Origin of the sequence: Pseudomonas putida (assembly GCA_041879295.1) — a bacterium.
In the GTDB taxonomy this organism is placed as follows: domain Bacteria; phylum Pseudomonadota; class Gammaproteobacteria; order Pseudomonadales; family Pseudomonadaceae; genus Aquipseudomonas; species Aquipseudomonas putida_Y.
The window spans coordinates 1,867,247-1,884,487 of record CP047152.1 but is presented as its reverse complement, the minus strand read 5'-3'; the positions used below and the strand labels follow the sequence as shown (position 1 = coordinate 1,884,487).

Sequence of the window (17,241 nt, the reverse complement as noted above, 5' to 3'; positions counted from 1 at the left end):
CCCGTCACACCTGCCAAAAAGGAAACGTTCGCCATGAAGTGCGCCCCCTACACCGTCACCGGCCTGGCCCTTGCCCTGGCCATGGCGGCCTGCCCGCTACTCGCCCAGGCTGCCGGCAAGACCCCGGGCGAGGTCTTCCAGGATTGCAAGGCCGGCTGCCCGGAAATGGTCGTGCTGCCTGCGGGCAGTTTCGTCATGGGCACGCCGGATGACGAGCCGGGCAAGCAACCCGACGAAGGCCCGCAACATACCGTGACCTTCGCCAAACCCTTCGCCATCAGCCGCTTCCAGGTCACCGCCGGCGAGCTGGATGCCTATATCAAGGAAACCGGCGTGGTCATCAAGGACGGTGACAAACGCCCAGGGCGCCTGTGCCAGGCCAGCAAGCCTCGCTACCCGCAAGGGCCGCGCCAGCCGGCAGTGTGCGTCGATTACTACGATGTGCAGGCCTATGCGCAGTGGCTAAGCAAAAAGACCGGCCACACTTACCGCATGCTCAGCGAGGCCGAACGCGAGTACGCGGCACGGGCCGGCTCCACCGGGCCGTTTCCGTTCCCGTTCGACGAAGAAGGCGATTACCAGATCAGCAAGCATGCCAATACCTACGGCCCCAAGGACGGCTACAGCTATACCTCACCGGTTGGCAGCTACCCGCCCAATGCCTTTGGCGTCTATGACATGCACGGGAACGTGTATGAATGGGTCGCCGACTGCTACCACAAGGACTACGTCGGCGCGCCCAGCGATGGCAGTGCCTGGATGGAGGCCGACGGCGGGCTTTGCCAGGCGGCGCACATGCGCGGTAATGACTGGGGTGAAGCGCCGATCTTCTCGCGTTCGGGCAATCGCAATGATCGCGAACGCACGGTACGTGGCGACTTCCTGGGCTTTCGTGTAGCGCGGGAGCTGTGACCTGGCGCAGGCCATCTGGGCGGGGTACCCGCCAAGATGGCCTGCGTGGCCCCAGGTTCAGAACTGCGGGGTGTATTTGACCGAGAACATGAAGTTGCGAGGGTCGCCGTAATAGTTGTTGGCAGTGACGGCCGCATACGACGGAATGTAGTAGACCTTGTCGAAGATGTTGTTGAAGTTGACCGCCAGGCTGACTTCGTCGCTGACCTTGTAACCAAGGCGCGCATTCCAGATGGTGAAGCCGGGCGAATCGAACTTGCGATCGAAGGCAACGGTACTGCTCTGGCTGTTGAAACCGCCGCCGACACTGAAGCGGCTGAAGTCACCAGGCAGGGTGTAGTCCGTCCACACCTTCACCGAGTGTTTCGGCGTCCAGGTGGAGAAGATCTTGCCCTCGTTCGTGTTGTCCTTGAGGTACTTGGTGGTGTTGTAGACGTAACTGGCCGACGCTTGCAGGCCTGGCAGCACCTCACCGTTGATCTCGGCCTCAAGGCCCTGGCTACGCACTTTGCCGGACGCTTCCGAGCATCTGGACCCATCACAGATTTGCGTGACATCCTGAACCGGCACCGCTCGGTTCTCGTGGTCATAGCGGAACAGGGCAACGCTGGTATTGACCTGGCCATCGTAGAGTTCCCCCTTCAGACCGAGTTCGTAGTTGCTGCCAACGATCGGCTCGATCGTGGAGCCACCGACGCCCTTGGCACTCTGCGGGATGAAGACGTCGGCATAGCTGGCATAGGCCGACCATTGCGGGGTCAGTTCATAAACCAGCCCCACATAAGGCGTCACGACACCGTTGTTGGCCTTGGAAGCCGGGCTGTCGTACTCATGAACACCGGCCTGATAGACCTGAGAGTCGTAATCGTAGGAGTACCAGCTGGTACGCCCACCGAGGATCAGGGTCAGCGGGTCGGTCAGCTTGACGCGCCAGGTACCGTAGATACCTTTCTGCACGATCGTGTACTGGCTGTCGGTACGCGTGCCACGGGCCGCCAGGCTGTCGTAGTTCTCGAAGGGCAAGTGGTTGTCGAGATCGAAAATGTTCGCCCCGGCGCTGCGCACCACCGCCATGGTGTTGTCGCTGGTGAAGCGTGAGTAGTTACCGCCGAACACCACTTCCTGGTCGAAGCCAAACCCGTTGAAGTCGCCATCGACGAACATGTCCAGGCCGCGGCTGTGGGAGTTGAAATCGGTGGCGTAGCGCCAGTCGAACAAGCCGGACCCATCGTTGGCCAGGCCGGTCGGGGCTACCACGTAGGCGTAGGTCATTTCGTTGCGCTCGTTGATCGCCACCGCCGCGGTCTTGAACTTCCAGTGGTCGTTGAAGCGGTGCTCGAGGTCGACATACAACGCCAGCTGCTCGGTCATGCCGCGGTTCCAGTCGGAGCCGGTGAATGTCGAGCGCGACAAGCCTACGTCGCGGCCGTCACTGAAGCGCGGCAAACCGGCGACCATGGGCGTGAAACGCGTCTTGCGATCGCTGATGCCGACACCGAGGGTGGTGTCTTCAGACAGATCGAAGTCCAGCGCACCGTAGACCTTCTGTTCCCAGCCGCCCACATAGTCGATGAAAGAGTTGCGCGTATCGTAGTCGACCACCGCACGCCCACGTATGTTGCCCGCCTCGTTCAGCGGGCCGCCAACGTCCACCTGGGTGGCATAGTGGTCCCAGGAACCGGCCTGGGCGGTCAGGGTGACCGTCGGCTTGGCCTGGCCGCGCTTGCGCACGAAGTTGATCGCGCCACCGGGGCTGTTGGCCCCCTGCAGCAGCGCAGCGCCGCCACGCAGCAGTTCGACACGGTCATAGAATGCCGTGGGTTCGGTCAGGTAGCTGCCCAGCGCATAGATGCCACGGGTCATGGGCACGCCATCGTACTGCAGCGAGTCGATTTCAAAACCGCGCGAGGTGATGAAGCCGCCGGTGCCCGGGCTTTTGGCGAAGGTCATGCCTGGGGCGTTGGCCAACAGTTCCGTCAGGTCGGTGATGTTCTGGTCATCCATGCGCTTGCGGGTCATCACAGACACGCTCTGCGGAATATCCTTGAGCTTGTGTTCGCTCTTGCCGATGGTGACGCCACCGGTGGTATACGAGTTGCTGCCTTCGGTGGTCACGCCCAACGTGTTGCCCGTGATGTTGGTGGCGCCCAGTTCCAGCGCCGAGGACGCAGCGCGCTCACGCCGCACCAGGGTCAGGGTATCGCCCTCCAGGCTGTAGCTGACCGGCAAGCCGCGCAACAGCTTGGCCACTGCCGCGTCGACGGTGTAGCTGCCACGCACTTCGTTGCCACGCAGGTCGGCCATTTCCGAGGCGTTGTAGATGAACTGCACATCGGCCTGCTCACCAAGCGCACGCAAGGCGTTGGGCAGCGACTGGGCAGCGATGTCGAAGTTGACCCCCTGAGCCCAGACCTGGGCGGCCATGGGCAGCATCAATGCGGCGCCCAGCACCCCTTTACCGAGCAACGCCCGGGATGAGCGGGCGCTGATCGAGCGGGACATGCAAAGCGCCTTGGCCAATGGTTTGAACTCGAAAAATCCTGCTGGCATGGTATTTCTCTATTTATATCGGGTAATGAAATCGTCCCGCGCCCGCCAACGGCCTCCAAACGGCCGAGCTGCCCATCCTCCCCCGGGCAGATCCCGCGACAGACGCCTGACACGCAAGTCAAAACGGCTTGCCACGTGTGGCTTTCAGCGCGCTCCTACATAAGACGCATCACCCTGGAAAATCCAGAATGAGAATTTTTTGCATTAGTATCTTGCCGGCATCCTTCCACGCAATCGGCACGGCAGTACGGGGGGCAATGCAAAAGACCTCAGGGGCGGGTTGCCCGCCCCTGGGCGTGGTGAGGCTTAGCGGCTCTTTTCCAGCAGCCGGGCTTTTTCTTCAGGGCTCATGCTGTCGAGCCGCAGACGAGCCTGGGCCAATTTGAGCAACTGGCCAGGGTTGGCTTCGCGCTCGCGCAGCGCCTGGGCAAGGGTAGCAACCGTCGGGTGGTCGAAAATGACACCCGGATTGATGTCGCACTGCAGCGACTTGCGGATACCGGCCGCCAGCTTGATGACCAGCAGCGAATGCCCGCCCAGTGCAAAAAAGTCCTGCTCGATGCCCACTTGCTCCAGCCCCAGCAGTTGCGCCATGCGCTGCGCAATCACGGTTTCCAGTGCATCACGCGGGGCCAGCAGACCCGCCGCAGGTTCATTGCCCATCTGCCGCAACGCTGGCCGGTCGAGCTTGCCGTTGCCCAGGCGCGGCAACCGCGGCAATGCCTGCAGGGTACGCGGCAGCATCACCGCCGGCAGTTGCTGGCCAAGGTACTCGCGGACCGCGTCCAGGGCAGCCGCCGTGGCCTCGTCGCGCAAGCTGACATACGCGCTCAGCGCTTCTCCATCACACAACACCGCCGCCTCGACCACCTGCGGTGCGCCCGACAGCTGTGCCTCGATCTCCGCCAGCTCGATGCGGAAGCCGCGTATCTTCACCTGATGGTCGCGCCGGCCTTGCAGCTCGATAGCACCGTCCGGGCGATAGCGCGCCAGGTCGCCGGTGCGGTAAAGCCGTTCGCCTGCCACGAACGGGCTCTCGACGAAAGCCGGCTGGTCACTCTGCACGGCTTGCAGGTAGCCGCGACACACCTGCTGCCCACCGACATACAGTTCGCCCAGCATGCCGGTGACCGCCAACTGCAAGTGTTGATCCAGCACATAGACCTGGTTATTGGGCAACACCTGCGACAACCCGAGGGTGCCAGTCGGCACCGCCCGTACCGGGTGCACCATGACCCCGACCGTGGTTTCGGTCGGGCCGTAATGGTTGAACAGCTTGCAGTCCGGACGTATCTGCAACAGGCGCTGCAGCAACGCCGCGCTCGGGGCATCCCCCCCCAGAATGACGGTGGCCGGTACTGCCGGTGCCCTCGACTCCAGCAGCGCGCTCAGGTGCGATGGCACGATCTTCAGGCAGTCGATTGCCTGCTGCTCGAGGTACGCAGCAAACAGTTCGGCATCCTTCATCACCTCGTCGGCGGCCACGTGCAGTGTCGCGCCCACATACAAGGCAGCGAACAGCGTGGTATGGCCAAGGTCGGCCGACACGGTCGAGCCGAAGGCGAAGTGACGACAGTCCTCCAGCGCCAGCGTGTGGCACACGCCTGCGGTGTAGTTCAGCAGTTGCCGGTGCTCGACCACCACGCCTTTGGGGGTGCCTGTCGAGCCCGAGGTGAACAGAACATAGGCGGCATCGCTGGCGCTGGCGGCGTGCGGTTGCAGCCGTGCAGTGTCAACCGCCAGCGGGTACAGGCTGTCGAGGCTCAGCGCTTCCACGCCCTGCTCACGCAGGCTGGCCACCGCTGCCGGTTCGACCAGCACCTGCGTGGCCCCGGCCTGTGTCATCAGGCGCACCTGCCGGGCAACGGGCCAGTGCGGCTCCAGCGCCAGGTAAGCCGCGCCGACGCGCCAACAGGCCAACATCGCCACGACCCAGTCCAGCGAGCGCGGCAGTGCCAGTGCCAGCACCGCCCCGGGTTGCACGCCAGCCTGCTGCAGCGCCAGCGCCAGGCGCTGCACTGTCAGCTCCAGTTGGGCGTAACTCAGCCCCGCGTCATCTGCAATCAGCGCCAGCGCGTCGGGGGTGTCGATTGCCCACTGGCTGATCTGCGCCGCCAATGACGTCGCGCCCAGTGGCTGCGGTGCGGGGTTGATCGACAGCAGGCGCTGGCGCTCGGCTTCACCCAGCAGGTTCAACTGCCGCAGCGGGCGGTCCGGCGCCTGGACGATGCTGCGCAGCAACTCGATGTACTGCTCCAGCAGGCCTTGCATGCCGCGCGCACTGTAGCGCCCGGCCAGGTAATCCAGGCTCACGGTAATCGGTTGGTCAGCACCCGCCGCTGGGCAAATGCGCAGCTGCAGCTCAATGCCCGCCGGCAGGCGTGGCGCCAGTAGCTCGCCCTGCCAGCACAGCCCGCCGGCAACCTGCGGCGCGAGCGCCGGAGTAGTGGAAAACGCCACGGTCGGCACGGCTGTGGGCACCCATTCCGGTACCCAGTACTCCTGCCACGCCACATGCTGCTCCAGCGCGGCGCCGAGTGCTGCAAGGTGCTCGCCGAAACGGGTTTCGTCAGCCCACTGCAGGCACAACGGCAATAGCTTGCTGAACGCCCCCGCACTGTTCGCGAAGTAGTCATAATCCTGTCGCGCATCGTGCTGCCATGCGCCCAACAACCGGTTGCTGTCGCCAAGCCGGCCCAGCAAGCCCCACCAGGCCGCCTGCAGCAGCGTGTCCAGGCTGGCCTTACGGGCGTCGGCCAAGCGTTGCAACTGCCCCTGCAAGGCCAGCGGCAGATTCACCTGATGGTGTGCCTGGTGTGTCGCTGGCTGGTCCTGGCGATAGGCTGGCCAAGGCGCGCTCATGCCCTGCTCCGTTGGCATCAGGTGCCCTTGCCAGTAGCCACGGGCTGCCGCTGCATCCTCATCCTGGGCCACTTCGGCACGCCACTCCAGATACTGCCCGAAAGCTTCAGGCAGGTCTTCATCCGGCCCGGCTGGCGTGTCATACAACGCCGTCAGGTCACGGTACAGCATGGCCATGCCCGCCTCGTCGCAGGCAAAGCCCGCCACCCCCAGCCATAAATGCCACTGCCCGGCTTCGGCGGCCGGTACCAGCAACGCCTGGGCGGCTGGCAGCTGGTCGATTTCGAAGCGCTGCCGCAGCCAAGGCTCAAGCAGTGCCGGCGCATCTGCCTCGGCCTGCACTGCCAGCGTCAGGGCTGGCCGCCGGGCGCCGATGAACTGGCGCATACCGCGGTATCCCGAGGCAGTGCCCAGGCGCCCGACCAATATCGGGTGGCGCTCGACCAGGCGCCTAAGTGCCTGTCTCAGGCGCGCCGGGTCCGGCTGGCCCTGAACGCAGATCTTCAGCAGCGTCGCGGCCTGTGACCAGTCCGGGCAAGCGGGCAAGGCATCGAGCCAGTGTTGCTGGTCGACGGTCAGGGCAAAACCGATGTCGTCGGCCTGGTCTACGTAACTGTTCATTCCTCGGCCTCCTCGGTCGCCATCACCTGCGTGGCCGCAGCCGCCTCCAGCGCTGCCCGGTCGAACATGTCGCCCATCGCCACGACGATCTTGCGCGACCCCTCGTACGGGTCACGGGCATGCGCTGCCAGCATGTTGTCGACCAGGATCACGTCGCCTTTCTGCCATTGGAACCGCACGGCGCAGGCTTCATACAGCTCGCCGATCAGTTGCATGTCTTGGTCTGGGATCGACGAACCATCGCCGAAGTACACATGCCGTGGCATGCGCTCCAGGCCGAACATGGCCAGCAGGTCTTCACGCGCATCCGGCTCCAGCCAATAGATGTGGTGCAACTGCACCTGGTTGAAGAACGAGCGTGCGCCGGTGATCGGGTGCGTGATGATCGCCGGGCAACGGGTACGGGTCTGCAACTCGTCGTTGTCCAGCCAGCGCCATTCGATGCCAGCGGCACGGCAACGGGCCTCGACCTCGGCGCGGTCATCGGTGCGGAAGAAATGCTGCCATGGCACGTCGAGCTTGTCGGCGAACGTGCGCACATACAGCAGTCCTTTGTCCTCGAGGGTTTGCCGCAGTGCCTGCGGCAGCTTTTCGTACATCAGGCGGCAGTCGACCACCGGCGTGGCACCGCCGACCGGCGAAGGCTGCTCGCAATAGAACATCTGCTTGCGCGGCCAGCTGTCTTGGTGCGCACTCTCGTTATGGAACAAGATCATTTTGTTTTCCGGGTACGGCGTGGAGCGGTAGGTATTCCTGCCCCCCTCCTTCTTCGGCAGGTCACCGTATTGGCCATAAAGCCCCGGCTGGACTGCTTCGGCGAATGCTTCGAACCCCTGGATACCCTCCAGGGCAAAGCCGCGGAACAGGATGCCTGCATGCTCGCCCAGCTTGCGCTCGACCAGCGGCCGGTTGTTGCGCACCCACTCGATCAGGTCGATCGATGCGTCGCCAGGCTCGACGAGCAACGGGAACGACTGGCCTGGCACCAGCAGCGACTCGCGCACCGCAGCCCGTGGCGATGCAGCTGCAGTTGCGCCGGCAGAGCGCTTGAGGAATTTGCCCAGCTTGTCGGCCTTGCTGGCCGGGGCGCTTACCGGTGTGCTGCCGGCCAGGCCGCCACCCTGTAATGGAACGTTCATCGCTTGCCACCTCATATCCTGAACACTGACGATCTGTTCGAGCATCGCGATCCATGCGCTGACGAGTCGCTGGATATGCTCTTGCCTGAAAAGCGTTGTCGCAAACTGCCAGTTGCCACTGAGCTGCCCGGCCTCCTGTTCGATGAACAGGGCCATGTCGAACTTCGAATACAGCGCCGGGGCGGGCAGCGCCTGCACGGTAATATCGGCCAGGGCTTCGCTGCGTACGGGCAGGTTGTTCATCACGAACAGCACCTGCACCAGCGGGTTCATGCCGCGCACCCGCGGGGCGCCATGGGCCTCGACGATCATGTCGAACGGCAGGTCCTGATGCTCCAGGGCCGCGAGCAAGGTGCGCTGGGTGCCCTGCACGAAGTCACCGAAGGCCAGCCCATCACTCACCCTGGAACGCAGCGGCAACACATTGACGAAGAAGCCGATCAGGCCTTCCAGTTCGCTGTGCTGCCGGCCTGCGGTGTCGGCCCCGACCAGTACGTCATGGGCACCGCTGGTCTGGTGCATCAACCACTGGAACGCCGCCAGCAGCGTGCTGTACAGGGTCACCCCGGCCTTGGCCGCGAACTGGCCAAGCGCATCGGTCAATGTTGGCGACAGGCTGAAGTCCACCGCACCGCCGGCATGGGAGCCCTGCTCGCTGCGCGGCTGTTCCAGTGGCAGGTCAAGGCGGCCGGCATGGCCCGCCAAGGCCTGTTGCCAGTAGCTTGCCTGGCGCTGCAGCTCACCCGCCTGCTCGAGGGCCTGCTGCCACAAGGCGAAGTCTGAATACTGCAGCGGTAACGGCGCCAGAAGGTGGGTCTGCCCTGGGGCGCTGTGACGGTAGATTTCAACCAGGTCGCGGACCAGCACGCCCATCGACCAGCCGTCGGAGATGATGTGGTGCATGGCGAAGAACAGCACATGCTCCTGGTCTGCCAGGCGTGCCAGACGGCAGCGCAACAACGGTGCATGCTCCAGTGCAATCGGGGTGCTGGCGTTGGCCAGGGTGGCTTCGGCGATGCACCGTTGCTGTTCTTGGTGGCTGAACCCGGACCAGTCGTCGAGGGCGATATCCACCTCGATCTGGTCAGCAATCTGCGCCAGCGGATCACCCTCGTCGTCCTGCACGTAGGCCGTACGCAACACTTCATGTCGCTGCGCCAGCGCGTTCAGGCTGTTGCGCAACACCTCGACCTGCAGCGGCCCTTGCAGGCGCAGGGCCAATGGCATGCCGTAGGCAGCGCTGCCCCCGGACAATTGCTCGGCAACCCACAAGCGCCGCTGCATCAACGACAATGGCGCGGTGGCTTTTTTACCATGGGCCAATAGCTCGACACCGTGCGCGGTCGCAGCCTTGCCTGCGCCGCCGAGCGCTGCCAGCAGGCGCTCCAGCACCGGGTGATCGAACAGGTCACGCAAAGTCACTTGCATACCCGGCAGCTTGCGCATCCGCGATACCGCCTGGGTGGCCAGCAACGAGTGACCACCCAGCTCGAAGAAGTGGTCGCCTAGGCCCACCCGCTCAAGGCCGAGCACCTCCTGCCAGATACCCGCAACGTGCTGCTCGAGCGGGGTTTGCGGTGCCCGGTAGGCCTGCTGCAGGGCGCTGTTGTCGGGCTTGGGCAAAGCCTTGCGGTCGAGTTTGCCGTTGGCGGTCACCGGCCAGGCCTGCACCTGCAGGATGTGCGTCGGCACCATGTAGTCCGGCAGGCTGCCCTTGAGCTGCTCGCGAAGGCTGTCACGCAGTGCGGCGGCGTCCACCGCCATGCCCTGCTCCTCGGCCAGCACGTAGGCCACCAGCTGCTGGCCATGCCCGCTGTCCTGGGCCAGCACCACCGCCTCGCGCACCTGCGGGTGCTCCAGCACCCGTACCTCGATCTCACCCAGTTCGATACGCAGCCCCCGCACCTTCACCTGATGGTCGATACGCCCGCAATACTCGATCACCCCGCTGTCGCGGTAGCGCGCCAGGTCGCCGGTGCGGTACAGCCGCTGGCCGTGGCTGCCGAACGGGTCGGGCACGAAACGCTCGGCCGTCAGCGACGGGCGACGATGGTAACCACGCGCCAGCCCCTGGCCACCCAGCATCAGCTCGCCCATGGCTACCTGCGGCAGGGCTTCGAACGCCGGGCCAAGGATGTGCGTGTACAGGTTGGCGATCGGCCGGCCGATCGGCACGCTGTCACGCCCTTCGTCGACACAGGTCCAGTGGGTGACGTCGATCGCTGCCTCGGTCGGCCCGTACAGGTTGTGCAGGCGGGCACCGGGCAAGTGGCTGAACACCTGCTGCTGGGTGTCCACCGCCAGCGCCTCGCCGCTGCAGATCACCTGCCGCACGCTGTGGCAGCGCTGCAGGCCCGGCTCGCGGACGAACACCTGCAGCATCGACGGCACGAAGTGCAAGGTGGTCACCTGGTGGCGCTCGATGGTATCGATCAGGCGCTCCGGCTCGCGGTGCTCGCCCGGTGCCGCCAGGGCCAGCCGCGCACCGGTCATCAGCGGCCAGAAGAACTCCCACACCGACACGTCAAAACTGAACGGCGTCTTCTGCAACACCGTGTCGGCACTGCCCAACGCATACGCCTGCTGCATCCACGCCAGCCGGTTGTACAACGCCAGGTGGCGGTTGCCGGCGCCTTTCGGCCGCCCGGTCGAGCCGGAGGTGTAGATGACGTAGGCCAGGTTCTCCGGGTGCAGCCGGCACGCCGGCACCTGCTGCGAATAACCGCCCAGCTCGCCGGGCTGGTCCAGCAGCAGCACCTGCCCGGCAAACGCCGGCAGCTGATCGCGCAAGTGCGCCTGGGTCAGCAGCAGTTCGATGCCGCTGTCTTCGAACATGTAGGCCAGCCGCTCGGCCGGGTAGTCCGGGTCCAGCGGTACATAGGCGGCGCCGGCCTTGAGGATCGCCAGCAGGCCAACGACCATTTCCAGCGAGCGCTCGGCGGCGATACCCACCAGGCTTTCCGGGCCGACACCCTGTTCGATCAGCTTGTGCGCCCACTGGCTGGACAGCTCACTCAATGCCCGGTAGCTCATGCGCTGGTCGCCGAACAGCAGTGCCGTGGCATCCGGCTGGCGACGCGCCTGCGCCTCGAACAGCTGGTGCACGCGCCAGTCGCCGGGGTAGTCGGTGGCGGTGTCGTTAAGGTCATGCAGCACCGCTTGCGCCTGCTGCGGGTTCAGCATCGGCAACTCGCCCAACGCCGTTTCGGCGCTGCTCTCAAGCATCTGCTGCAACACCTGCAACAGGTGCTCGCCAAGTTGCCCGGCCAGCCGAGCACTGAACCGTGCCCGATCGACTTTCAACTGCAGCGACAGGTGCGTACCCAGGTTAACCACCAGCGTCAGCGGGTAGTTGGTCTGTTCGTGGTTCGCCACCTCACCAAACACCAGGCTGCTGGAGGTATCGGCCTGCAGCGCTTCGGACACCGGGTAGTTCTCGAACACCAGGATGCTGTCGAACAGCGCTTCGCCGCCCTGCCCGGCCCAGCGCTGGATATCGAACAATGGCGTGTGATCGTACTCACGCAGGGCGATGTTCAGCGCCTGCACGGTGTCCAGCCAGTCACCCAGCGCTTGCTCCGGGCGTGGGCTGGCAATGACCGGCAAGGTATTGATGAACAGGCCGATCTGTTGCTCGATGCCCTTGAGTTCGGCCGGCCGCCCAGCCGTGGTCGCACCAAAGGCGACGCAGGTCTGGCCGGTATAGCGCTGCAGCACCAGCAGCCAGGCCGCTTGCACCACGGTATTGACGGTGACCCTGCGCTCACGGGCAAAGGCGTCCAGGCAGGCGGCCTGCCGGGCATCCAGTTGCTGTGCCAGCTCGACCTGCCCCTGCCCTTCGCTCCCTGCTGCCCAGTCGCTGGCCCGGCCCAGCAACGTGGGGGCATCCAGGCATTGCAACTGTCGAGTCCAGAACGCCTGGCGGGCTGCGCCATCCTGGCGCTGCAACCAGGCAATGTAGTCACGGAAGCGCCCCGGCCCTTGCTCCGGCACGCTGCCGTGGTACCGCTGCAGCACCTCGCCCAGCAGCCGGGTATTGCTCCAGCCATCCATCAGGATGTGGTGGCTGGTGTAGATCAGGTGATAACGCTGCGCGTCGAGGCGAATCAGGGTCAGGCGCAACAGCGGCGGCCGGACCAGGTCGAAGCCGGCCGCGCGGTCTGCAGCAGCGAACGCCTCCAGCGCATCGGCAAGGTCGTCACGGCCACGCCAGTCATGCACCGCGAACGGCAATTGCGCCTCGCGCTGAATGATCTGCAACGGGCTGGCCAGCTCACCCCAGATGAAGCTGCCACGCAGCAGGTCATGGCAGTCGACTGCCGCTTGCCACGCAGCACGGAAGCGCTCGGGATCCACGCCAGTCACATCAACCCGCATCTGGTTGATGTAATCCCCGCCCTGCTGCAGCAGCGTATGGAACATCATGCCCTGCTGCATGGGCGAAAGCGGGAAGATGTCCTCGATCATCGCTGGCGGCAGCGCCAGGCTGTCGAGCTGGGCCTGGGTCAGACCAGCCAACGGAAAGTCCGAAGGGGTCATGCCAGCGTGTTCGCGCTGGCAGCAGTGCTCGACCAGGGTACGCAGCTCGTGGCTGTATTCATCGGCCAGGCGCTGTACGGTGGCGACTTCGAACATGTCGCTGCTGAAGGTCCAGCCCAGGCTCAGCTCACCGGCATAGACCTGGCCATTGAGCGTCAGCCAGTTACCCAATGGCGCGTCCAGGCTCTGCTCATCGCCTTTGGGATCTGCGCAGGGCACCAGCAGCGCCTGCTCATCGGTTGCCAGGTGGCCATCCAACTGGCCCAGATAGTTGAAGGTGATGCGCGGTACAGGCAAGGCACGCAGGCACTCACGGCTGGCAGCGTCCGCCAGGTAGCGCAGCACACCATAGCCAATGCCCTTTTCGGGCACGGCGCGCAGTTGTTCCTTGACCTGCTTGATCGACCCATCCAGCGTTGCCGCCGGGCTCAGCCGCAGCGGGAACAGGCTGGTGAACCAGCCGACCGTGCGGCCCAGGTCGAGGTTGTCGAACAGCGCTTCGCGCCCGTGCCCTTCCAGTTCGATCAGCGTCGAGGGTTCGCCGCTCCAGCGGCAGATTACCCGCGCAAGCGCAGTCAGCAGCAGGTCGTTGACCTGGGTGCGGTAAGCGGCCGGTGCCTGCTGCAACAGCTGTCGGGTCAGGGCCCCGTCCAGGTGGCTGTAGACCGTGCGGGCGTACCGGTTACTCAGGGCACCAGCGCTGTTGTCCTGCGGCAGGCTGCCGCTGGCATGGCGCAACTGCGCCTGCCAATAGCCCAGTTCGGCCTGCAACGTGTCGCTGGCGGCGTAGGCCTGCAACTGTTCGGCCCAGGCCCTGAAGGCACTGGTCTTGGCGGGCAACTGTGGCGCCTGCCCGGCCGCACATTGTTGGTAGGCCCGGTGCAAGTCCTCCAGCAGAATACGCCAGGACACCCCATCGACGACCAGATGGTGGATCGCCAGCAACAGGCGCTGACTGCCGTCCGCCAAGGTTGCCAGCACCGCGCGCAGCATCGGCCCATCGGCCAGGTTGAGGCTGCGCTGGGCCTCGGTGCCCAATGCCTTTAGCTCACCGGCATCGGCCAGTGTCGCGCACCATAGCAAAGGTGGCTGTACCGGCCCGGCAGGCCGGTAGCTGGCCTGCCATTGCCCATCAACCTCGACAAAGCTCAGGCGCAGGCTGTCGTGGTGCGTGACCAGGGCCTGCAGCGCCTGCTCCAGCGCCTGTGCTTCAAGCGCCTGCAACGGGCGGAACAGCACCGACTGGTTCCACTGCTGGCGTTCGGCAATGGCTGTGTCGAAGAAGGCATGCTGCACCGCCAGCAGCGGTGTGGGCCCGTGCAAGGGGCGCTGGTCGGCCTGTACCGTACACCCCACCTCGGCGACTGCGGCCAGGTCTTGTACCGTCTGGTGCTGGAACAGGTCCTTGGTGGTGAAGCGGATGCCCGCCTGGCGGGCGCGGCTGACCACCTGGATCGAAACGATCGAGTCGCCACCGAGGGTGAAGAAGTTGTCGCTGCGGCCGACCCGCTCCAGCTTCAGCAGGTCCTGCCAGATCGCCGCGATCTGCTGTTCCAGCGGGCCTTGCGGTGCACTGTATGCCTGCTGCAGGGCGCTGTTGTCGGGCTTGGGCAGGGCCTTGCGGTCGAGCTTGCCGTTGGCCGTCACCGGCCAGGCCTGCACCTGCAGGATGTGCGTCGGCACCATGTAGTCCGGCAGGCTGCCCTTGAGCTGTTCGCGAAGGCTGTCACGCAGTGCGGCGGCGTCCACCGCCATGCCCTGCTCCTCGGCCAGCACGTAGGCCACCAGCTGCTGGCCATGCCCGCTGTCCTGGGCCAGCACCACCGCCTCGCGCACCTGCGGGTGCTCCAGCACCCGCGCCTCGATTTCACCCAGTTCGATACGCAGCCCGCGCACCTTCACCTGATGGTCGATACGCCCGCAATACTCGATCACCCCGCTGTCGCGGTAGCGCGCCAGGTCGCCGGTGCGGTACAGCCGCTGGCCGTGGCTGCCGAACGGGTCGGGCACGAAACGCTCGGCCGTCAGCGACGGGCGACGATGGTAACCACGCGCCAGGCCCTGGCCACCGAGCATCAGCTCGCCCATGGCTACCTGCGGCAGGGCTTCGAACGCCGGGCCAAGGATGTGCGTGTACAGGTTGGCGATCGGCCGGCCGATCGGCACGCTGTCACGCCCTTCGTCGACACAGGTCCAGTGGGTGACGTCGATCGCTGCCTCGGTCGGCCCGTACAGGTTGTGCAGGCGGGCACCGGGCAAGTGGCTGAACACCTGCTGCTGGGTGTCCACCGCCAGCGCCTCGCCGCTGCAGATCACCTGCCGCACGCTGTGGCAGCGCTGCAGGCCCGGCTCGCGGACGAACACCTGCAGCATCGACGGCACGAAATGCAAGGTGGTGACCTGGTGGCGCTCGATGGTGTCGATCAGCCGCTCCGGCTCGCGGTGCTCGCCCGGTGCCGCCAGGGCCAGCCGCGCACCGGTCATCAGCGGCCAGAAGAATTCCCACACCGACACGTCAAAACTGAACGGCGTCTTCTGCAACACCGTGTCGGCACTGCCCAACGCATACGCCTGCTGCATCCACGCCAGCCGGTTGTACAACGCCAGGTGGCGGTTGCCGGCGCCTTTCGGCCGCCCGGTCGAGCCGGAGGTGTAGATGACGTAGGCCAGGTTCTCCGGGTGCAGCCGGCACGCCGGCACCTGCCGCGAGTACCCGCCCAGTTCGCCGGGCTGGTCCAGCAAAAGGACCTGCCCGGCAAACGCCGGCAACTGCTCGCGCAAGTGCGCCTGGGTCAGCAGCAGTTCGATGCCGCTGTCTTCGAACATGTAGGCCAGCCGCTCGGCCGGGTAGTCCGGGTCCAGCGGTACATAGGCGGCGCCAGCTTTAAGGATCGCCAATAGGCCAACGACCATTTCCAGCGAACGCTCGGCGGCAATACCCACCAGGCTTTCCGGGCCGACACCCTGTTCGATCAGCTTGTGCGCCCACTGGCTGGACAGCTCACTCAACGCCCGATAGCTCATGCGCTGGTCGCCGAACAGCAGTGCCGTGGCGTCCGGCTGGCGACGCGCCTGCGCCTCGAACAGCTGGTGCACGCGCCAGTCGCCGGGGTAGTCGGTGGCGGTGTCGTTAAGGTCGTGCAGTACCGCTTGCGCCTGCTGCGGGCTCAGCATCGGCAACTCGCCCACCGGCTGTTGCGGCTGGGCTACCACACTGTGCAGCAGGTGCTGCCAATGTTGCCCCATGCGCTCGACACTTGGTGCGTCGAACAGGTCGGTGGCGTAGGTCAGCGATGCCCACAGGCCATCCGCGGTCTCGACCGTGTCCAGGGTCAGGTCGAACTGGGCGTTCACTTCTTCCCACGCCAGCACTTCCACGCTCAAGCCTGGCAGCTGTGTGGCCCCTGGCAGCCGGCGCTCGGCGCTGCGGTGGTTGAACATGACCTGGAACAACGGGCTGCGGTTCAGGCTCCGTTCGACCTGCAGTGCATCCACCAACTGCTCGAAGGGCAAGTCCTGGTGCGCCTGGGCCTCCAGCGCAGTGGCCTTGACCTGCTGCAACAGGCGGGCGAACGGTTGGTGCGTATCAATGTCGGCCTTGTGCACCTGGGTATTGACGAAGAAGCCGATCAGGCCTTCGGTTTCCTTGCGCGTGCGGTTGGCGACCGGCACGCCGACGCGGATGTCCGACTGCCCGCTATAGCGGTGCAACAGGCACTGGAAGGTCGCCAGCAACAGCATGAACAGGGTCACCCCTTCGCGCCGCGCCAGTTGCCGCAGGCCATCGGCCAGTGCCGGGCTCAGTGGCAGGTCGATGCGGGCGCCACGGTAGCTGCTGTGCAACGGCCGCGGGCGGTCGCTGGGCAACGCCAGCACAGGCTGTTCACCGCCCAGCTGGGCAGTCCAGTAGGCCAGCTGGCGCTGCCGTTCGCCGCCATCCATCCATTGGCGCTGCCAGACGGCATAGTCGGCGTACTGGATCGGCAACGCCGGCAGGCTGGCAGGCTGGCCGCTGCTGTACGCGCGATACAGGTGCACCAGTTCCTGCACCATCAACGCCAGCGACCAGCCATCCGAGACAATGTGGTGCTGGGTAATCAGCAACACATGATCGTCCGGCCCCAGGCACAGCAGGCTGGCTCTCAGCAGCGGGCCCTGGGCCAGGTCGAACGGCTGGCGGATTTCTTCGGTGATACAGGTGCGCAGCCGTGCCGCCCGGTCCTCGCCGGGCGCCAGGGCCAGGGTGTGCCTGGCAATGCTCACCGGCGCGGGGGCATGGATCACTGGCGTGGTGCGCCCACAGTCAGTGGCGAAGGTGGTGCGCAGCGACTCGTGGCGCGCCACCAGCGCATCGAAGCTTTGCTGCAGGGCAGCCAGGTCCAGTGCGCCGCGCAGGTTCAGCGCAGTGGGCAGGTGATAGGCGGCACTGTCTGGCTCAAGGTGCCAAAGAAACAGCTGCCGCTCCTGGGCGAAGGACAGCGAAAGCGGCTCGGTCGGATCGCGTCGAAAAACAGGTGCCACGCTGTACAGATCGACACCTTGCTGCTTGAGCAGCACTGCCAGCGCCTTGCGTTGCTTTGCCGACAGTGTTGCTACCGATTCGATTAACTTTTGCACG

At 65.3% G+C, this 17,241-nt stretch carries 4 protein-coding genes; 1 reads left to right on the top strand and 3 read right to left on the bottom strand.

All coding sequences use genetic code 11. The features are described 5' to 3' along the window. Positions 1 to 33: 33 nt before the first annotated feature. Complete coding sequence (locus GST84_08530) at positions 34 to 912, top strand: SUMF1/EgtB/PvdO family nonheme iron enzyme (GenBank protein ID XGB12409.1); 879 nt, start codon at positions 34 to 36, stop codon at positions 910 to 912. A gap of 57 nt (positions 913 to 969) precedes the next feature. On the opposite strand, the gene GST84_08525 is transcribed toward GST84_08530, so the two are convergent. The 3 genes from GST84_08525 to GST84_08515 all read right to left on the bottom strand — a co-directional run bounded on the left by GST84_08525 (position 970) and on the right by GST84_08515 (position 17,240). Continuing rightward, positions 970 to 3,462 (bottom strand): TonB-dependent siderophore receptor, encoded by a 2,493-nt coding sequence (locus GST84_08525; protein XGB12408.1) that lies wholly within the window; start codon positions 3,460 to 3,462, stop codon positions 970 to 972. A gap of 306 nt (positions 3,463 to 3,768) precedes the next feature. Then, complete coding sequence (locus tag GST84_08520; GenBank protein ID XGB12407.1) at positions 3,769 to 6,945, bottom strand: amino acid adenylation domain-containing protein; 3,177 nt, start codon at positions 6,943 to 6,945, stop codon at positions 3,769 to 3,771. Further along, a complete protein-coding gene (locus GST84_08515; protein XGB12406.1) occupies positions 6,942 to 17,240 on the bottom strand; it encodes an amino acid adenylation domain-containing protein in 10,299 nt (3,432 codons plus the stop codon). The genes GST84_08520 and GST84_08515 overlap by 4 nt, the downstream gene beginning before the upstream one ends. Between the last annotated feature and the right edge of the window lies 1 nt (position 17,241).

Excerpts from the sequence above, each read along its gene's own strand:
- GST84_08525 (XGB12408.1), bottom strand. The coding sequence starts at position 3,462 with ATGCCAGCAGGATTTTTCGAGTTCAAACCATTGGCCAAGGCGCTTTGC.
- GST84_08520 (XGB12407.1), bottom strand. The coding sequence starts at position 6,945 with ATGAACAGTTACGTAGACCAGGCCGACGACATCGGTTTTGCCCTGACC.
- GST84_08530 (XGB12409.1), top strand. The coding sequence starts at position 34 with ATGAAGTGCGCCCCCTACACCGTCACCGGCCTGGCCCTTGCCCTGGCC.